The sequence below is a fragment of the Caballeronia udeis genome (genome assembly GCF_044909315.1).
Taxonomy (GTDB): domain Bacteria; phylum Pseudomonadota; class Gammaproteobacteria; order Burkholderiales; family Burkholderiaceae; genus Caballeronia; species Caballeronia udeis_A.
On the sequence record NZ_JBIYEB010000022.1, the window covers coordinates 1 to 15,472 of the forward strand.

Here is a 15,472-nt window from a genome sequence, read left to right on the forward strand (position 1 = left end):
GCACAGCTGGTCGTCACGCTCCTGGAGCCGTATTTGCAACCCGATAATTAACGAGGCTAATTATTAAAGCTATTTAAGCGATGTTGTACTAGTACCATCATTCGCCCACCAGAGCCGAAAATAAGGTACCCATTGGGGTCGGCGCCCCACGGTTGAGTGCGCTCCTTTGAATCCTGAAGCTCGGTATCAAAAGAAACCAACCGCCAGCAACCGTGGAGCTTTGTGTCGCGCTCAGACATATTCCCTCCCGTAGTAGTTCGACTAAATGCACCCACCTGTCGAATGTTGGGTAAGTTGCCATGCAAATTGCAATAACACCATCAAATTCGCGGGATACGCCACGGGCCGCTTGTGGCCGAACCCATATATGCGCTTCCCCGTATCAACGCGAGGGGCTAAACAACGACCGCAGTCAGATATCCGTTCTGGACGTGTCCGATCCTGAACAGGCTGTGAAGTTGGTCCGTAGCGAAGCGATCGCGTCAACGATTTCCTGCGCGAGCGTCGCGACCAGCGACGTCGCGGGCATCGCTCGCGACAGGCGAACTCCCTCCCCGGCCCATCGTGCGGCGAAGGCTGAACTGCCATGTGCCTTCGCTGCTGCATTGAGCGCTTTGGCAGCGTCAAATGCAATTGGGAAGTCGGGAATTGGCGGGCAATCAGGATCGCGCTCAAGATCCATATATGCGTTTTCAATACCACGAGCAAGCCTGCCGGAAATCGCCTTCGTGAAGGCAGTGCGGCTTCGTGGGTCGAGCAGGGCAGCGCGGTCGGTTGCATCGGCTGCTGACTCAGGAGTAACGAGAAATGCAGTGCCGAGTTGTGCGGCTTGCGCGCCAAGCGCGAGCACAGCTGCGATACCCGCGCCGTTCATGATTCCGCCTGCCGCGATGACGGGCAACGACGTCTCGCGCCTTAGCAACTGAACAAGTGTCGTTGTCCCAAGCAACTCGTCTGGCGCTGCGGGATCGAATGTACCGCGGTGGCCTCCGGCTTGCGCACCTTGTGCAACGATCGCATCGATTTGCGCGTCTGCCACACGGCCGGCTTCATCCGCGTTGGTTGCAGTGGCAAACAGCACAATACCGGCATCGCGCAATGCGGCTATTGCGTCCGGTGCAGGTAACCCGAAGTGAAAGCTGACCACAGCTGGATGTTCCTCGATCAGCATCGCCAATACCGTATCGTCCTCAACGAAGCTCGGCACTACATCGCGCATGGCTGCGGGCGGCGGGGTCTGAAACTGCGCAAAGTAAGGATGGAGGTATTCGAGCCAGCGCGCTTCCCGGGCCGAATCGGCAGCGGCCCGTTTGTGGCAAAACACATTGACGTTGAATGGACTTTCGGTGAGCGACCGCGTCTTCTGGATAATGGCACGGGCGTCCTCCGCTTTCATGCCGCCAATCCCGAGTGACCCCAGTGCGCCCGCGTTGGACACAGCTGCGGCCAAGGCAGGCGTTGCCCAACCGGCCATCGGCGCCTGGACGATCGGCACGGTAATCCCGAGCCTCGCAAACAGATCTTCCGAATGGAAAGAGCAGTTCATTGCTTTCCTCCTTACAGAACCCGAGCGCTTATGTATGTCCAAGCCCGAAACATCCCACACTTATTGTGCAGTGATTGGAGGACGACGACACGATCGGACGCTCTGCCCTCGGACTGGCGGTTGGCAACTACCGATCCACAACGGCCCCTTGACTCTTTCGAAGGAGACATTCACAACAGGCTGCGACGCGCCAGATGCGCGGCCATTCTGACAGCCGCGCATCCCCCATCAACGTCAGGCGGCCTGACCGGCACCAAGGTCAGCGCCCGTGGTCGGATCGGAGCTTGCATCCGACGCCGTTCTCGATGCCATTGCCTGCAGCACCTTTACATCGCCCTTCGATACGTTGACCGTGGCAATTCCGTCCCCGCCGTCCACCGCCGGTTCCGGGGAGTCGACGAACTTCCAGTCCGGACCTTCGTTCCATGGCCCACGCGTCGCATCATCGCCTTGCGACATTTTGTAGTACACGCTGGTGTATTCCGGCACGCCGGGAAGCTTGCCCTGCGGAAAGTTTGGCTGGATCGAATGTAACGCTTTCTCGAACGATTTCTGGTGGGCGATTTCCCGTGTCATCAGGAAGCCGAGCGTTTCCTTGATGCCCGGATCATCCGTCACATTGATGAGGCGTTCATAGACAATCTTCGCGCGAGCCTCGGCGGCAATGTTCGACCGCAGATCGGCCGTTGGATCGCCGATCGTGTCGACATAGGCAGCAGACCACGGCACGCCCGCCGAATTCGTCAAGGCCGGTCCACCGCCGTAAAGCAACGCCGTCGTGTGAGAGTCGTTTCCTCCACCCGTCATCGAACGATACAACTCCGCCTCGGCTTCCACGGCTTCAGCCAATTGACCCTTCGCACTTTTGTTCAGCATGGCAACGATCGACCCGACAATTTCCAGATGGCTCAATTCCTCGGTCGCAATATCGAACAGCAGATCCTTGCGACCGGGATCATCTTCCCCAATGGCCTGGGTGAAGTATCGGCATGCGGCGCCGAGTTCTCCCTGAGGACCACCGAATTGCTCGAGCAGCAGATTCGCAAGGCCCGGATTCGGCGCCGCGACGCGCACGGTGTACTGAAGGCGTTTGTTATGAATGAACATGAGATTTTTCCGGTGATTGGCCGAAGCAATCCCGTACGGGCGCAGACGTGGACCTTGGATGTCCCTGTGCCCGTCCGAAGTCGCATACGACCATGGGTCTATCCGGACAGCGGTGCAACCCAATGGTTGTCCGCACCCAACGATGGGCGCCCGGCTCTCAGAGCGGACGCTCTGGCAGATGCGCGGCGAGAGTGCCGCGCATGGCAACGCGTTGCCGATCGTTATTCAGCATGCGCCGTGCCACTCGCGCACATTCCGTTGCCTGACTGACCATGTGGGGCTAACGCCAAGGCTTTGCGGGAAAATCAGTGAAGTGACACGAACTTTGCGAGAGTTCGATTGACCGGTGTGCTCGTTGGTATAGAGCGATTATTTACTTGGACGGCTTCCTGGCCCTTGGAGCCGCTGGGATGGGTTGCTACCTGCTGCGTGGCAGTCGTACGGTGAACACCGTTTCGCCGTTTTCGGAGTGCACCTGGATCTCACCTCCGTGAGCCTTCGCAATTTCACGGACGATGTACAGTCCGAGGCCGAGGTGGCTGTCTTCGTCATATCCTTCGCCATGATCCACGCCGCGCTTCAGGGGCTCAAAAAGCTGCTCCATGGCTACTGGTCCGATTGCAGTGCCGCTATTCGAGACAGCGATACAGACATCGGCCTCCTCGCCGGTCACAATGACTCGCACCGGTGAGTTCGGTGTGCCGTATCTGATCGCGTTCAGGACAAGATTTCCGAGTAATTGCTGCAAACGTTGGCCGTCCCAGACACCATCGCATTTCCCCCGTACCGTCAGATCCAGCTGACGATCAGGATGTATCGTACGAAGCTGGTCGAGTTGATCGCGGATGACGGCAGCGAGGTCCACGCTAGCCGGAACTATGTTGATGCCCAGACCTAGCTTCGTCCGGTTGAAATCACACAGGTCGTCCAGGAGGGATTGCATGCGGGCACCGCTTCTGATCAGACGACTCGCGGCACTCGCCACCCTGTCTCCGGCATTCAGCGCGACAAGATACGAAGCGGTCATCTGAATGGTCTGAAGCGGGCTGCGCATGTCGTGACCGAGCATGCCGAGAAACAGGTTGCGAGCCTGGTCCACTTGCTCGCTGAAAAGGCTGACCGATTCGGCGAGCGCCTGGTCGACGGCTTCATTGAACCGGATCATGTCATCCATATCCAGTTCGTCGCTCGGACAGTGGTCCATCCATAGACGAAGGACACTGGCGCGGAGCGCGCGGTATTCCGCCGCCAGTTGCTTGATGTCGAAACCGCCGCGTGCCCGCAGAATCGCGTGTGTCTGCGCAGCGGTCTCTGGAGCGTCAATGATCACCGGGGCGCGCCCCTTGGACTTTTCGAGTTGGGCATCCCTCGTCTGGATCACCGACAAGTCCTTCGCAACGGCCTCCAGGATCTGTTGCGCGTGGTCGCGTAACGCGGACGATTTCATGTTTGCGGCCGCCGGCAACAGCGTGCAAGCGAAGGCTTCCCACTGCGCAAGGATCGTTTCCATGTTCCGAAAAATGAACTCGGCCAACCGCATGTGTGCCTCGAATAGTGGCAAAGAGCCGTGAATTGAGTGTCTATATCGGACCCATACTACGCGGAAATCTTGCGGGCGAATGCCTCGGGTCTGCCAATTGCGTCCCAGCAGGCACAGTCCGGAGAAACGCAAATGCTCCCAGGCCCCACTCACCACTTACTTGTCGCAGATGACGACCCTGGTTTGCTCGCCGCATACGTCGACTATTTCGAGATTCACGGCTACGAGGTTCGGGCCGCTCAAGACGGAGTTGACGCGTTGGCCGAGTACTGCCGGTGGTTTCCGGCACTGGTTATTCTCGACATTCAGATGCCTCGACTCGACGGTCGGGAGGTGGCTCGGGAGATCAGGCGCCGCAAACGCGGACCTTCGCCACTGCTTGTCGCGGTGTCCGGGCTTTCATCGCAGGCCGAAAGGGCGCTATGCCTTCAGTCGGGTTTTGACCACCATGTTGCAAAACCAGCCCACATGCCGGTCATTCTTGCCATAGTTGCCTCTCACTCGCGCATCAGCGACCCGGACATTGCCCAAGTTCATAGTCGTTGTTGAGCGACCGCTTTCTGGACTCCTGTCGATTGACCGAAAGTGGCCGGTCACTGCCTCATACGATCAGCATATGCCGCGCCGCAAGCCAGTTGGGGTTTTGGGAAACATACTCTAAACGAATCTCGTCGCCGGACCTCGGATGCGTCCTAAGCGCGCGTACAGGAGGCTTCGAATAGCATCGAGGGGCTTGGGTATTGTGCCCATCCACGAATGGACGGACACTGGGACGCTATTGTTGAAGCAGTGTCGACAGACAACGGTCACGCAAGATTCCGCCAGACATGCGTTCATCTGCCATGATCAGGCAGCGACCCCGGGGCTTGGAAGAACCTCACCAATATCGATGCGATTCCCATCAGGATCTGCCAGCACGAAACACCTGAGTCCGAAGTCAGCATCGCGCAGGGCCTTGATGATCCGAACATCGTGGGTCGTGCAGTGCTCATAAAGGACAGCTGCGTCTTCGACCATGAGGTGCGCAACATTATTTAGCGAGGCCTTATGGTTCTTGTTCTGCGACAGATGCAGTTCAGCCTTGTCCTTCTTCAGGATGACGAACCCGACGGGATTCCCGTTCTCGAACACTTTGTTAAACCCCAGCACACCACAGTAAAACTGGAGGCTCCGGTTGAGGTCTTGAACTCCGAGGCCTGGTGCGAGTCTTCCAAAATTAACGCCATGCGGCGGAGACAACGTGGTTTCCATATTGACGCTCCATCGGATGAGCCAGAGGCAGCCTGAAAGGCGGTGCTTATCGAAAGCATGCGTGGTCTCGTGGGCGGAGCGGTGTCCGCACGGTAGGCGCCGCCCGGCGTGGTGTGCGGCACGCTCAAAACAATATCAGAAAGTCGCAGCGTGTCCAAAAAGCTTCGGGATACCTTCGGCTAACGACTATTGAACGCATGTCGTGTGCAATATGCAAAGGCTTGTCCGCTGTCCCGACTAGCGTCGATCAGTGCCGGCAGTTGAATTGAAATAGTCGAGCACACAGACATGGCCAACTCGGAGCACGTTGACCAGCAACAGACGTCATGAAATGCTGGCGCATCACGGACGTTGTGGACATCACAATCATTTGATGCGATGGGCGGGTGGTTTCCAACCCATGAGTGTTTCTGCGCTCCATTCCGCTGCGGCAAGTCTGGAGATGAAGAAATCAGCCAACGCGCTAACCTTCGCTGGCCGTGCGCGGGCAGTGGGGGTAACAAAATACAGACCACCTTCGGGTAGTCGCCAATCAGTCAGGATCGGTTCAAGCTGTTTGTCCGCGAAATACCGTGTCGCGACAAACTCGGGAAGCTCCGTGATCGCAAGTCCTGCGATGAGCATGGGCAGTAATGCTTCTACGCTTGTTACTCGCAATGCCCCGGTTGGTGTGATCGTGCATTCCTCGCCACTTTGGTGGGTGAAGCGCCAAACATCGCGCTTGCTCCTGTTGGCGTAGGTCAGGCACTGGTGGGCGCCAAGGTCGTGTGGGTGCTCCGGTCGACCACAGCGCAGCAGATAGGCTGGAGATGCCACGACAAACCGACGCACGGGTGCAATGAGACGTGCAGCGAGTGACGAGTCTTCCATGATCGCGATACGGAGTGCGGCGTCGAAGCCGTCTCCGATCAGATCGGCGTGGGTATCCGTGAGATGAAGATCCACGGCAATATCCGGATAGATCCGGAAGAACTCAGGCAGGAGCGGGGCGACCCAGCGAGCACCGAAGGACAGTGGTGCGGCGAGCTTTACCAGACCACGCGGCCGGCTCGAGGTCTCACGCGCGAAATCCTCGGCCTCCTCGGCGTCAGCGTAGATTTTCGCCGCTCGCTCGGCAAGCGTATAGCCGTAGTCCGTGAGTGCAAGTCGTCGGGAGGTACGGTTAAAAAGCCTCCCACCCAGCCGCTCTTCCAGGCGGGTGACCGCCCGGGAAACCGTGGCGACAGAGACGCCCATTGCCGCCGCCGCGGCTGCGAACGAACCTTCTTCAGCGACCTTCGCGAACATCGCGAATCCTTCAAAGTCCGGTAATTTTGACATCGGCAATTCTGCAACGATGGTTTTCAATCATTTCTATTTCGAAAAGTAGCACGCTGCCATAGATTTGTCTCGTCGCACAGGAGATAGATCATGAAACGAAAGAGGACACCAGGGCTTGTCGATCTCGGCGGCACCGATGCCGCGCAACAGCAGAGCATGCTCGAAGTTCATGCATTCACCACGCCCAACAGCATCAAAGTTCCCATCGCACTGGAAGAGATGGGGCTCGGCTATCGGCTGGTTCCCGTCAATCTGCGCCAGGGCGAGCAGAAGACTGATGCCTTCAAGGCAATGAATCCCAACGCGAAAGTCCCGGTTCTCATCGACCGATCCGTTCCTGGGGACGGCGACGTGATACTCAGCGAGTCTGCCGCGATCCTCGTATACCTTGCAGAGAAGACCGGGCAGCTTCTTCTGAAAGACGGTCCCCAACGCGGAAAGGTCTTCGAGCAACTTTTCTTCCACGCATCCGGCCTCAGCCCGGCGTTCCTGCAGTTATTCCAGGTCGCGATCCAAGCAGTGTCACAACCCGAGGCAAAAGCGCGGGCGCTGGCGGAGGTCGATCGGACGCTGGGTGTGCTCAACCAGATTCTCGAGCGTCATCCGTACGCTGCCGGCGTCGAGTACAGCATCGCAGACATTGCCCATTTCGGATGGGTGTGGCGCCATCAGGCGATTGGAGCGGCCCTCGACAAATTTCCGTTCGTCGCTCGCTGGTATGAAGCGATTTTGATGCGCCCGGCTGTCGTCGTGGCCATCGCAAAGACCGTGGCGCTCGCTCAGTAATGCGATGCAACCTCCAATTCCTCAGACATCTACACGTCGTGACGTGGCTCGGTCCACAGTCAATCACCAAGGAGAATCGCAATGAACGACCGTATCCATGAACTGCTTTATCGTAACCTTCAGGAGGTCTTCGGCGAAGGTGACGCAGAGCGTCGTCGCGCAGCCATCGAGGAGCTTTATACCGAAGATTGTGTGCTCTACGTGCCTCCAGGTACGTTCGTCGGGCACGACGCTCTCGACAAATTCGCGGGAGATCTTCGAGCGACGCACCCGCATTTTGTTTATGCGCCGCACGGTGAAGCGCAGGCCCTCCACCATGCTGGTCGCCTCGCATGGGGTTCCGGTCCGCGTGGTGAGGTGCCCGACTATACGGGCGTGGATGTCATCATCGTTCGCGACGGGAGGATTGAAGCACTCTATGTCTTTCTGGATTCCGTGCCGTCATAGCCGCGTCATGATCCACTCGGCTCTCCAGTGCACAAACATCGTGACACGGAGTTCGTGACTCACGTGTCTCCTGGTATTCCCTGAATCGGGGCAGTCCCTCAGGACGATTTACACGTGTGACGTCCAGTTTCAGCAGCAGCACTGTGCCGTTGCCGGGCACATCATTTCGTGACGAAATCACCGCGTGAAAATATATAGGAGTTCAAAATATATGGAACTCTGACTTTGTATTACTCATCGTATGGGCATGTCGAGGCGCTGGCAGATGCCGTTGCCCAAGGTGCGCGCTCGACGCGTGCTACGGTCGCAGAGTTCGCCGACTACGACGCGATCGTTGTCGGTACGCCGACTCGTTTCGGGCGTATGTCCATCCCGGATGGCGGCGTTTCTGGATCAGGCTGGCGGTCTGTGGATGAGCGGCGCGCTGAATGGCAAGGTTGGTGGCGCGTCGCTGCCAAAGTGAAGATCGACTGCCAGAACTTTTGGCGAGCCCACAGAACTCATCGTGATGCTGGCAGAGAAGGGCATTACGCTCGGGACGCTTTCAGTCACTGATCTCTCGCGAGATCGAGATTCATCTTCCGCTGAGCACTCACGTAACGGCTGATCTCCGTCAGCAGGTCTTTGGGGGCGGAGGACTTGCGCAATAGCACGAACGGTTCGGGGAAGTCGCGAAGGACGTGATCGGACAGCAACTCGCCCGTGATAAATGCGACGGGAATAATGCCGGCCCACGCGAAATGACGCCTGATCCGATCAGCAACCTCCTTACCTGTGGCTCCGTCGCGCAGACGGATATCGGCGACGATGAGATCGGGAATGCGGCTGTCGTCGGCAAGGATGGCTTCGAATCCAGCCATCGACTCGGCGGCGTGCACGAGCGCGCCCGCGCTTGAGAAAAGACGTCTCAGGCCTTCGAGGACGGTAGGTTCATCGTCGCACAGGAGCATGAACGTGCCAGTGAGATCGGGTGTGTAGACGTCGCCATCCTGAGCATTTGCCTCAACGGGCGGAGTTGATACCGAAACTGTCGCGTAAAGGGAAAAGCGCGATCCGCGTCCTTCCACGGAGGCGAAACTCATGCCGTGTCCCGGCAGAATACGGATCGCACGATGCACAATCGACAGCCCCAGTCCCAGCCCCTTCGAACGGTCGCGCCCCGGATTGTTGATCTGATAGTACTCGGAGAAGATCGCGTCCCGATGGGCAGGCGCAATGCCGATGCCCGTATCCCATACATCGACGCGCAACCGTTCATTCAGTTGCACCCAGCCAAGCACAACGCCGCCCGATGACGTGTTCTTGATCGCGTTCGATACGAGATTCGATAGGGACCGCTTGAAGAGCGATCGGTCGGTCTCGATGGACGGCGGGTACCCTCGCCGCCCCGCGATTCTTAGATCGATGCCACGCAACCGGGCCGTCTCCCGGTATTGCTCGAAGACCTCGGTCAATAGGCCGTGGGTATCGACGGGTACGACATGGGGAACATATGAGCCCAACTCGCTGTAGTCCTGAATGTCCTTGAACATGTCGAGGATGTCGACCGCGGTCTCCTCGATGACATCGAGCTCGCGATCCACGGCGTATCCGTCCCTGATCCTCGTCCGGGCGCTTCGGATGAAAAGATTGATTGCGGCGAGAGGCTGCTGGATGTCGTGATACGCCGATGAAAAGAATCGCTCTTTCTCCCTGGCGAGCTCCTGCATGCGTCTGTTCTGCTCGTTGACCACGCGCGACACCTCTTCGGCGCGCGCCTTGGCCGCGCGCAAGGTGCGCCGGTACATGAATTCGCGCCTCGCGGCACGTTCCAGCGGAATACTGAGCAGCACGCCAACGACCGACATCATCGGTAGCATCGTGGCATGCGCAGTCACCGACTCCACGCGCAGTTCGACGCTCCCGCCGACGGGTTTGAAATACAGCATGATCAGATAGCTGACGACGCAAATCCCGATTAGCCAAGCCGCCGTGATCACCCGAAGCCGAAAGGCCATGAATATCACGAAAAGGCAAAACATCAGCACCGGATAGACTTCCCGCCAGCCAAGGTCGCCTGGATAGAACTGCAGTATTCTCAGGGCGGTGAACCAGCAACTGATCGTCCAGACACCGAGCAGCCCGACGGCCCAACGTTCATCGAGTGCACGTGGGGTCCAGAACAGCACGGGAATCGTCATTCCGATCGCTCCGGCGACTCTGAGGAAAATCAGCTCGTTGTGGTGCAGATGGGAGGGATCGAGTGCGTTTAACCGGTAGAAGTCGCGGATGGACCATACGACCCACAACGCGGTGAAGATTGCGATGGCGAGCCTCCGCTGTCCGGAGAACCGTCGCGCGTAATCCCACCGGAACGCGCGCTCCTGAGCCGCCGAGCTGAACCTGCGCACCTTGAGGCCTGACGATCTCATGACGACGCTCGATCAGGAAATTCGCCGTCCGCGGATGGGGCAGCGTGCAATTCAAACAGGATAGCAGTCCGCCATCCAAACTTATACACACAAATGTAGCGTTCCGGATGCGCCTGCCAGATCAGGAGCGCCTACATCTTTCCGGACTCGATGCCGGTAGCCTACCTACCTACGTGGGTGGCGACGGCGTCCAGGCCGACCGAGAATCAATATGACAGCACCGGCAAACGAGAGTCGAGGTTTTTGTAACTGTTATTCGCCTCGGTGCGCCGTCCTCTCCTGCACTTCGTTCCCATTGTTTTTTGTTCTTGAGGCGGTCCGGGTTTGTCTCGTCTCGTCGCAACCGGATGTTGCGGCAACGCTCGTTAAAGGAGATTCTCATGAAAACAGTCTTGCTCGTCGCTGGTGGGCTACTCTGCACGTGCGCCTTGCACGCCAATGCGCAGGCCACCGGTGCAAATCCGACGACTGGGGTGCAGACCAGCGCGGACAATTCGGAAGGTTCGGACATATCCGGGAACTCCATGTCTGGCGCTCCTGCCATGCTCCATGGCAAAACCCGCGAGGAAGTCTATCAAGACCTCGTGCGCTCGCAGAAAAATGGTGAAGCGGTGCGGCTGCAAGAACTCTTTAAAGGCAATTGAGCTTCCCTTGACCTGCAATCGGGGCTGCGCGTGAAAAGGGAAGGTGATCTCAACAAGCACTCCCTAAATCATCGTTCTCTGTCGAACGGCGAATACACTCAGGCATAGTTCTGGCCGCAACTGTCCACCGGCCCTGGGGTTTTGTCCTGTTTCCTGCAGGACTCCAGGGCTTTGCGGATAAAGATGGGCTTAACAGATGGCCGCATGTAAGCCCAGCTATCCGGCGCTTCAGGATAAACGCGCCGCTATTTGAACCTGACGAGATCCTTGAAGATCAGTTGACCCCAGGTATTGCCCCTGGCTTGGACGAGCGAGCCACCCTCCTTGAGCGGTCCTGGCGCAATCGGCCCGAAACCGAGTTGTTCGGCCAGAACCGCGACCGGTGCTACCGCATTTTCGTCATCACTCGACAAAAACACGATGCGGCTGCCGCCATTCACGCTCGGATCAGCGGCCAGAACGGCAGCGGGCAGATGGTTCAAGCCCTTGACGAACCTGGCGCCGGTAAACGCTTCGGCGACAACCGCGGACGACGGCTGACCATCCAGGTCTTCAAGGGGAACACCGAAAGCATTGGTCATGTCGATGATCGTCTTGCCCTGCCAGGTTGTGATCTGCTTCGCGACTTCGCGATGTTCCCAAAACGGAACCGCCAGGAAGATCGTGTCCGACGCGATTGCATCCTGCAGCGTCCCGGGGACAACGGTGGGGCCGATCGCTTGTGCCTGCCGCGTCAACGTCTCGGGAGGTCGCCGGCTGGCGACGGTCACATCGATGTTCTTTCTTGCAAACGCTCGGGCGAATGCCTGACCTACCGCGCCAAAGCCAATAATCGAATAGCTCATGCGAACTCTCCATCCAGTATTGGTAAGGAATACATATTTATAGACACAACTCGAATCATCTTCGTCGAGTTGACAGATCCTTCTACACGCTTTTCGGCATGTTTTTCAGATGGCCGAGGTACCACCGTCAACATACAACCCCACCCCATTCACGAAGCTCGAATCGTCTGAAGCAAGGAACAGCGCGGCCGTCGCAATTTCCTCAGGATAACCCATCTTTCCCCGCGGGATCAGGGATTCGAAATACCGCTTCGTGTCGTTGTCGAAAAGTTGCTCCTGAATCGGTGTGGCGATCTGCCCCGGGCTCAGCACGTTCACCCGGATGTTCCTGCCCTTGAGTTCGTTGAGCCATCCGCGTGCGAATGAGTGCAACGCCGCCTTGCTCGCCGCATACACGCTGAAACCAGGAAAACCTTTCACCGAAGCAATTGACCCGGTCATGAAGATCGATCCGCCATCGTTGAACAGCGGCAACGCCTTCTGAACCGTAAACAGCGTGCCACGCGCATTCAGGCCGAAGGTCGCATCGAAATGCTGCTCGGTAATCTCGCCCAGAGGGACGGCTTCGCCCGTGCCGGCGCTCGCGAACAGGAGCTGTTGACGAAGGCGATGCGACGTTGGCGCGGCTGGGCCGTCGCACTACCCGGCGACACGCACATGGCCGGACTCTGTCTGACGCGGTCGGCTCAGTTCGACCCAATCCGGCATTGACGACCGGTCGCTTTGAAGCGATCTATTTGAGCCTGATACCATACCGGCTACGCGGCGTATTCGGCGCTGCCGTTATGGAGCGGATTGCATGAGTACTTCGGCCCAACATGACTGGAAGACCAAACTGCGTGACGGTGCGCTGCAGGTAATGCGGGCTAAGGAGTATCTCCATCTACTGCTTCATTTACCATTCAAGTTCGCAATGAAGGAGGCACCATGGCTAACCCTACGATGAAAAAATTCATGGTTCTGTACCTTGTTCCAGCCCAGGTCATGAGCGACTGGGCCGCAACTGATCCAGAAAAGCGTCAACCCGCTGAAGAGAAAATGCGCAAGGACTGGCAAAGCTGGATGGGCGAGCACGCGCAGATAATAAAGATCACTGAAGCAGCCGGTAAGACCAAAGTCGTGACGTCCACCGGAATTGCGGACACGAAGAACGACATCATGTTGTATTCAATCGTGGAGGCAGAGAGCCACGAGGCGGCCACCAAGGCGTTCGCGCACCACCCGCACCTGACGATTCCGCAATCCTCCATCCAGGTCATGGAAGTTCGACCGTTGGGCGACCCTCCTGCATAGCCCATGTCCCCTATGGCCTGATCCGGCGTGCGGTGGAAATCCCGCTGGTTGCACAGAAATGGCAGACGGCAGTTGATCAATGACCTTCGTGTCGTCGCCGACTGAGCCCCGGCGAGCGGCCGGACTGAACCCCTGCCATACTTGCGGATCCTCTCGCCCCTATGTCCAACGACCGTAATGACAGCTCTTTCCGCGTCCATCGGCTTTAACTTCAACCCGCTCGACCGCCGCTCCGACAAGCGGGACGACCGCGCCTTCGTCGAGCATCTGCGCAGCGACCCCGCCGCGCGCTTTCTCGTCTTCGACGGCGACGTCCCTTTGCTCAAGCGAGGCAGCGAATATGACCCGTGGTTCGTCGCCAGCGAGACCGCTGCCTTCGGCCAGCCGCTTCATAGCATCTTCCTCGGGGAAGACACCGACGGCAGCGGACGCTTCGCGCTCGCCATCGAGCTGAACCCTGCGCCAGAGGACCCAACGCCCGGCACCGGCTACGACCGCATCGACCTCCGCTCGCTCGCGCTGCAAGACCTCGTTGCTGCGGGAGCGCTCGGAATACTGGCCGAGGCGAAGTCGATGCTCGACTGGCATCGCCGCCACTCCTTCTGCGCAAACTGCGGTTCCGCAAGCCGCGTCACGACGGCCGGCTGGCAACGCATCTGCGATGTGTGCGGCGCGCGCCATTTCCCACGGGTGGATCCAGTCGTGATCATGCTGGTGATAGACGGCGAACGATGTCTGCTCGGACGCCAGCGCCATTTCGCCCCCGGAATGTACTCGGCGCTTGCCGGTTTCGTTGAACCGGGCGAGACCGCGGAAGACGCCGTGCGCCGCGAAGTGATGGAGGAGGCTCGCGTGAAGTGTGCGCAGGTTGTCTACTTCGCGTCGCAGCCTTGGCCGTTTCCTTCATCGCTGATGATCGGCTGCTTTGCGCAGGCGAGCGATACCGACATCGTCGTCGATACGGACGAACTCGAAGACGCCCGCTGGTTCTCGCGCCAGGAGGTTGCGGCTATGCTCACGGGAGCGCATGCGGACGGGCTGTCGGCGCCCAAGCCGTTCGCCATCGCCCATCATTTGCTGCAGGCGTACGTCGAGAAGGGTGGCTCGGTGTTGCTCGGCTGAGCGTCGGCTAAAGATCGGCACCTGTCGTCAGGACTATCTTTCCAAAGTGTGTGCCGGAATCGATCAGCTCGTGAGCGGCGCGGGCGTCGGCAAGCGCAAAGGTCTTGTAGACAACCGGCTTGACCCTGCCGCTCTCGATGTGCGGCCAGACCTGCCGCTCCAGTTCATTGATAATGATCGCCTTGTCCGCCGATGTCCGCGATCGCAAGGTCGAACCCATATGCGTCAGGCGTTTCGTCAACATCGGCAAGACGTTGAGATCCTTCGCCGCGCCCTTGATCACGCCCACCTGGAGGATCCGTCCGTCCATGGCTGCGGCATCATAGTTTCTGGCCACGTAGTCACCGGCAATGATGTCGAGGATCACGTCGACGCCCTTTCCATCGGTAGAGCGCTTCGTTTCGGCGACGAAATCTTCCTCGCGGTAATTTATCGCGACCTCTGCGCCCAGGGCCAGGCTAGCTTCCCTATGCGCCTGCGAGCCCACTGTCGTGATGATTTTCGCAGCGCCGAATGCCTTCGCCAGCATGGTCGCCGTGGTACCAATCCCTGATGCGCCGCCGTGGATCAACACCGATTCACCGGCAACCAGCTTGCCGCGCTGGAACAAGTTCAGCCATACCGTCATGAACGTTTCGGGCATGGCCGCCGCTTCCACCAACGTCAGGCCCTTGGGGATACGCATCGTGTTGCAAGCGTGGGCGACTGCGTATTCTGCGTAGCCACCGCCGGGTATCAATGCGCACACCAGTTCGCCGATCTGGAATTGGGATACGTCGGAACCAACGGCAACCACTTGACCCGCGACTTCCAGCCCTGGAATGTCCGAAGCGCCGGGAGGCGGATCATAAAGACCTTTGCGCTGGAAAACGTCTGGGCCATTCACGGCAGCCGCGTGGATGCGGATCAGAACCTCGTCGGCGGCCGGCATCGGCACCGGGCGCGTACCCGGCACCAGAACATCAGGACCGCCGGGCTGTTTGATCTCGATGGCCGTCATGGACGAAGGCACACGATAAGTTGAAGCAGATATGGATAGCACTCCTTCTATAGATGGGGCTCGATTGATCCGGGCGGATCATTGAACGAGAAACTCTTGAGCTCAGTATAGGCATCGACATTGATGAATAAACGCAGCATTATTCATGTCGTGGGATGCA

General features: G+C 58.5%; 15 protein-coding genes and 2 pseudogenes. 7 read left to right on the forward strand and 10 right to left on the reverse strand.

The genetic code is table 11. The features are described 5' to 3' along the window. Nucleotides 1-56: 56 nt before the first annotated feature. The 4 genes from ABH944_RS29490 to ABH944_RS29505 all read right to left on the reverse strand — a co-directional run bounded on the left by ABH944_RS29490 (nucleotide 57) and on the right by ABH944_RS29505 (nucleotide 4,193). Nucleotides 57-239 (reverse strand): lipocalin-like domain-containing protein, encoded by a 183-nt coding sequence (locus tag ABH944_RS29490; protein WP_404610802.1) that lies wholly within the window; start codon nucleotides 237-239, stop codon nucleotides 57-59. Nucleotides 240-412: 173 nt separating this feature from the next. Continuing rightward, nucleotides 413-1,546, reverse strand: coding sequence for an NAD(P)H-dependent flavin oxidoreductase (locus ABH944_RS29495; RefSeq protein ID WP_404610803.1), 1,134 nt, complete (start codon nucleotides 1,544-1,546; stop codon nucleotides 413-415). Nucleotides 1,547-1,780: 234 nt separating this feature from the next. After that, nucleotides 1,781-2,653 (reverse strand): manganese catalase family protein, encoded by an 873-nt coding sequence (locus ABH944_RS29500; RefSeq protein ID WP_404610805.1) that lies wholly within the window; start codon nucleotides 2,651-2,653, stop codon nucleotides 1,781-1,783. Nucleotides 2,654-3,071: 418 nt separating this feature from the next. Next, nucleotides 3,072-4,193, reverse strand: a complete 1,122-nt coding sequence (locus tag ABH944_RS29505) for an ATP-binding protein (RefSeq protein WP_404610806.1) — start codon at nucleotides 4,191-4,193, stop codon at nucleotides 3,072-3,074. A gap of 132 nt (nucleotides 4,194-4,325) precedes the next feature. Between ABH944_RS29505 and ABH944_RS29510 the strand changes: the two genes are divergently transcribed. Continuing rightward, nucleotides 4,326-4,742 carry a response regulator gene (locus ABH944_RS29510; RefSeq protein WP_404610807.1) on the forward strand — a complete coding sequence of 139 codons (417 nt, stop codon included), beginning with the start codon at nucleotides 4,326-4,328 and terminating at the stop codon, nucleotides 4,740-4,742. A gap of 297 nt (nucleotides 4,743-5,039) precedes the next feature. Here ABH944_RS29510 and ABH944_RS29515 read toward each other — a convergent pair whose 3' ends face one another. Continuing rightward, nucleotides 5,040-5,444 (reverse strand): VOC family protein, encoded by a 405-nt coding sequence (locus ABH944_RS29515; RefSeq protein ID WP_404610808.1) that lies wholly within the window; start codon nucleotides 5,442-5,444, stop codon nucleotides 5,040-5,042. 366 nt (nucleotides 5,445-5,810) lie between these two features. Further along, the gene (locus ABH944_RS29520) at nucleotides 5,811-6,764 is read right to left on the reverse strand and encodes a LysR family transcriptional regulator (protein WP_404610942.1); all 954 of its coding nucleotides are present in this window, start codon (nucleotides 6,762-6,764) and stop codon (nucleotides 5,811-5,813) included. 90 nt (nucleotides 6,765-6,854) lie between these two features. Here ABH944_RS29520 and ABH944_RS29525 point away from each other — a divergent pair, with 90 nt between their 5' ends. The 3 genes and pseudogenes from ABH944_RS29525 to ABH944_RS29535 form a co-directional block, all read left to right on the forward strand. Continuing rightward, entirely contained in the window at nucleotides 6,855-7,550 is a 696-nt protein-coding gene (locus ABH944_RS29525; RefSeq protein ID WP_404610809.1) for a glutathione S-transferase family protein, read from the forward strand. A gap of 81 nt (nucleotides 7,551-7,631) precedes the next feature. Then, complete coding sequence (locus ABH944_RS29530) at nucleotides 7,632-7,997, forward strand: nuclear transport factor 2 family protein (protein WP_404610810.1); 366 nt, start codon at nucleotides 7,632-7,634, stop codon at nucleotides 7,995-7,997. A gap of 207 nt (nucleotides 7,998-8,204) precedes the next feature. Further along, nucleotides 8,205-8,439 (forward strand): annotated as a pseudogene (locus ABH944_RS29535) (NAD(P)H-dependent oxidoreductase); the annotation flags it as partial. Nucleotides 8,440-8,545: 106 nt separating this feature from the next. On the opposite strand, the gene ABH944_RS29540 reads toward ABH944_RS29535, so the two are convergent. Continuing rightward, on the reverse strand, nucleotides 8,546-10,408 hold the full coding sequence (locus ABH944_RS29540) for a hybrid sensor histidine kinase/response regulator (protein WP_404610811.1): 1,863 nt from the start codon (nucleotides 10,406-10,408) through the stop codon (nucleotides 8,546-8,548). Between the two features lie 380 nt (nucleotides 10,409-10,788). On the opposite strand from ABH944_RS29540, the gene ABH944_RS29545 reads away from it, so the two are divergent. Further along, entirely contained in the window at nucleotides 10,789-11,052 is a 264-nt protein-coding gene (locus ABH944_RS29545; protein ID WP_404610812.1) for a hypothetical protein, read from the forward strand. A gap of 245 nt (nucleotides 11,053-11,297) precedes the next feature. On the opposite strand, the gene ABH944_RS29550 is transcribed toward ABH944_RS29545, so the two are convergent. Together ABH944_RS29550 and ABH944_RS29555 are read right to left on the reverse strand one after the other, a co-directional pair. Next, nucleotides 11,298-11,897 (reverse strand): NADPH-dependent F420 reductase, encoded by a 600-nt coding sequence (locus ABH944_RS29550; RefSeq protein WP_404610813.1) that lies wholly within the window; start codon nucleotides 11,895-11,897, stop codon nucleotides 11,298-11,300. A gap of 105 nt (nucleotides 11,898-12,002) precedes the next feature. Beyond that, nucleotides 12,003-12,491, reverse strand: a pseudogene (locus ABH944_RS29555) (SDR family NAD(P)-dependent oxidoreductase); the annotation flags it as partial. A gap of 333 nt (nucleotides 12,492-12,824) precedes the next feature. Here ABH944_RS29555 and ABH944_RS29560 point away from each other — a divergent pair. After that, a complete protein-coding gene (locus ABH944_RS29560) occupies nucleotides 12,825-13,190 on the forward strand; it encodes a hypothetical protein (protein WP_404610814.1) in 366 nt (121 codons plus the stop codon). 177 nt (nucleotides 13,191-13,367) lie between these two features. Beyond that, entirely contained in the window at nucleotides 13,368-14,312 is a 945-nt protein-coding gene (gene nudC, locus ABH944_RS29565) for an NAD(+) diphosphatase (protein ID WP_404610815.1), read from the forward strand. Between the two features lie 7 nt (nucleotides 14,313-14,319). Here nudC and ABH944_RS29570 read toward each other — a convergent pair whose 3' ends face one another. Next, entirely contained in the window at nucleotides 14,320-15,312 is a 993-nt protein-coding gene (locus ABH944_RS29570) for an NAD(P)H-quinone oxidoreductase (protein ID WP_404610816.1), read from the reverse strand. Between the last annotated feature and the right edge of the window lie 160 nt (nucleotides 15,313-15,472).

Coding starts and splice junctions, on each gene's coding strand:
- ABH944_RS29530 (WP_404610810.1), top strand. CDS start 7,632: ATGAACGACCGTATCCATGAACTGCTTTATCGTAACCTTCAGGAGGTC.
- ABH944_RS29545 (WP_404610812.1), top strand. CDS start 10,789: ATGAAAACAGTCTTGCTCGTCGCTGGTGGGCTACTCTGCACGTGCGCC.
- ABH944_RS29505 (WP_404610806.1), bottom strand. CDS start 4,193: ATGCGGTTGGCCGAGTTCATTTTTCGGAACATGGAAACGATCCTTGCG.
- ABH944_RS29560 (WP_404610814.1), top strand. CDS start 12,825: ATGGCTAACCCTACGATGAAAAAATTCATGGTTCTGTACCTTGTTCCA.
- ABH944_RS29490 (WP_404610802.1), bottom strand. CDS start 239: ATGTCTGAGCGCGACACAAAGCTCCACGGTTGCTGGCGGTTGGTTTCT.
- ABH944_RS29540 (WP_404610811.1), bottom strand. CDS start 10,408: ATGAGATCGTCAGGCCTCAAGGTGCGCAGGTTCAGCTCGGCGGCTCAG.
- ABH944_RS29510 (WP_404610807.1), top strand. CDS start 4,326: ATGCTCCCAGGCCCCACTCACCACTTACTTGTCGCAGATGACGACCCT.
- ABH944_RS29515 (WP_404610808.1), bottom strand. CDS start 5,444: ATGGAAACCACGTTGTCTCCGCCGCATGGCGTTAATTTTGGAAGACTC.
- ABH944_RS29525 (WP_404610809.1), top strand. CDS start 6,855: ATGAAACGAAAGAGGACACCAGGGCTTGTCGATCTCGGCGGCACCGAT.
- ABH944_RS29500 (WP_404610805.1), bottom strand. CDS start 2,653: ATGTTCATTCATAACAAACGCCTTCAGTACACCGTGCGCGTCGCGGCG.
- ABH944_RS29520 (WP_404610942.1), bottom strand. CDS start 6,764: ATGTCAAAATTACCGGACTTTGAAGGATTCGCGATGTTCGCGAAGGTC.
- ABH944_RS29570 (WP_404610816.1), bottom strand. CDS start 15,312: ATGACGGCCATCGAGATCAAACAGCCCGGCGGTCCTGATGTTCTGGTG.
- nudC (WP_404610815.1), top strand. CDS start 13,368: ATGACAGCTCTTTCCGCGTCCATCGGCTTTAACTTCAACCCGCTCGAC.
- ABH944_RS29550 (WP_404610813.1), bottom strand. CDS start 11,897: ATGAGCTATTCGATTATTGGCTTTGGCGCGGTAGGTCAGGCATTCGCC.
- ABH944_RS29495 (WP_404610803.1), bottom strand. CDS start 1,546: ATGAACTGCTCTTTCCATTCGGAAGATCTGTTTGCGAGGCTCGGGATT.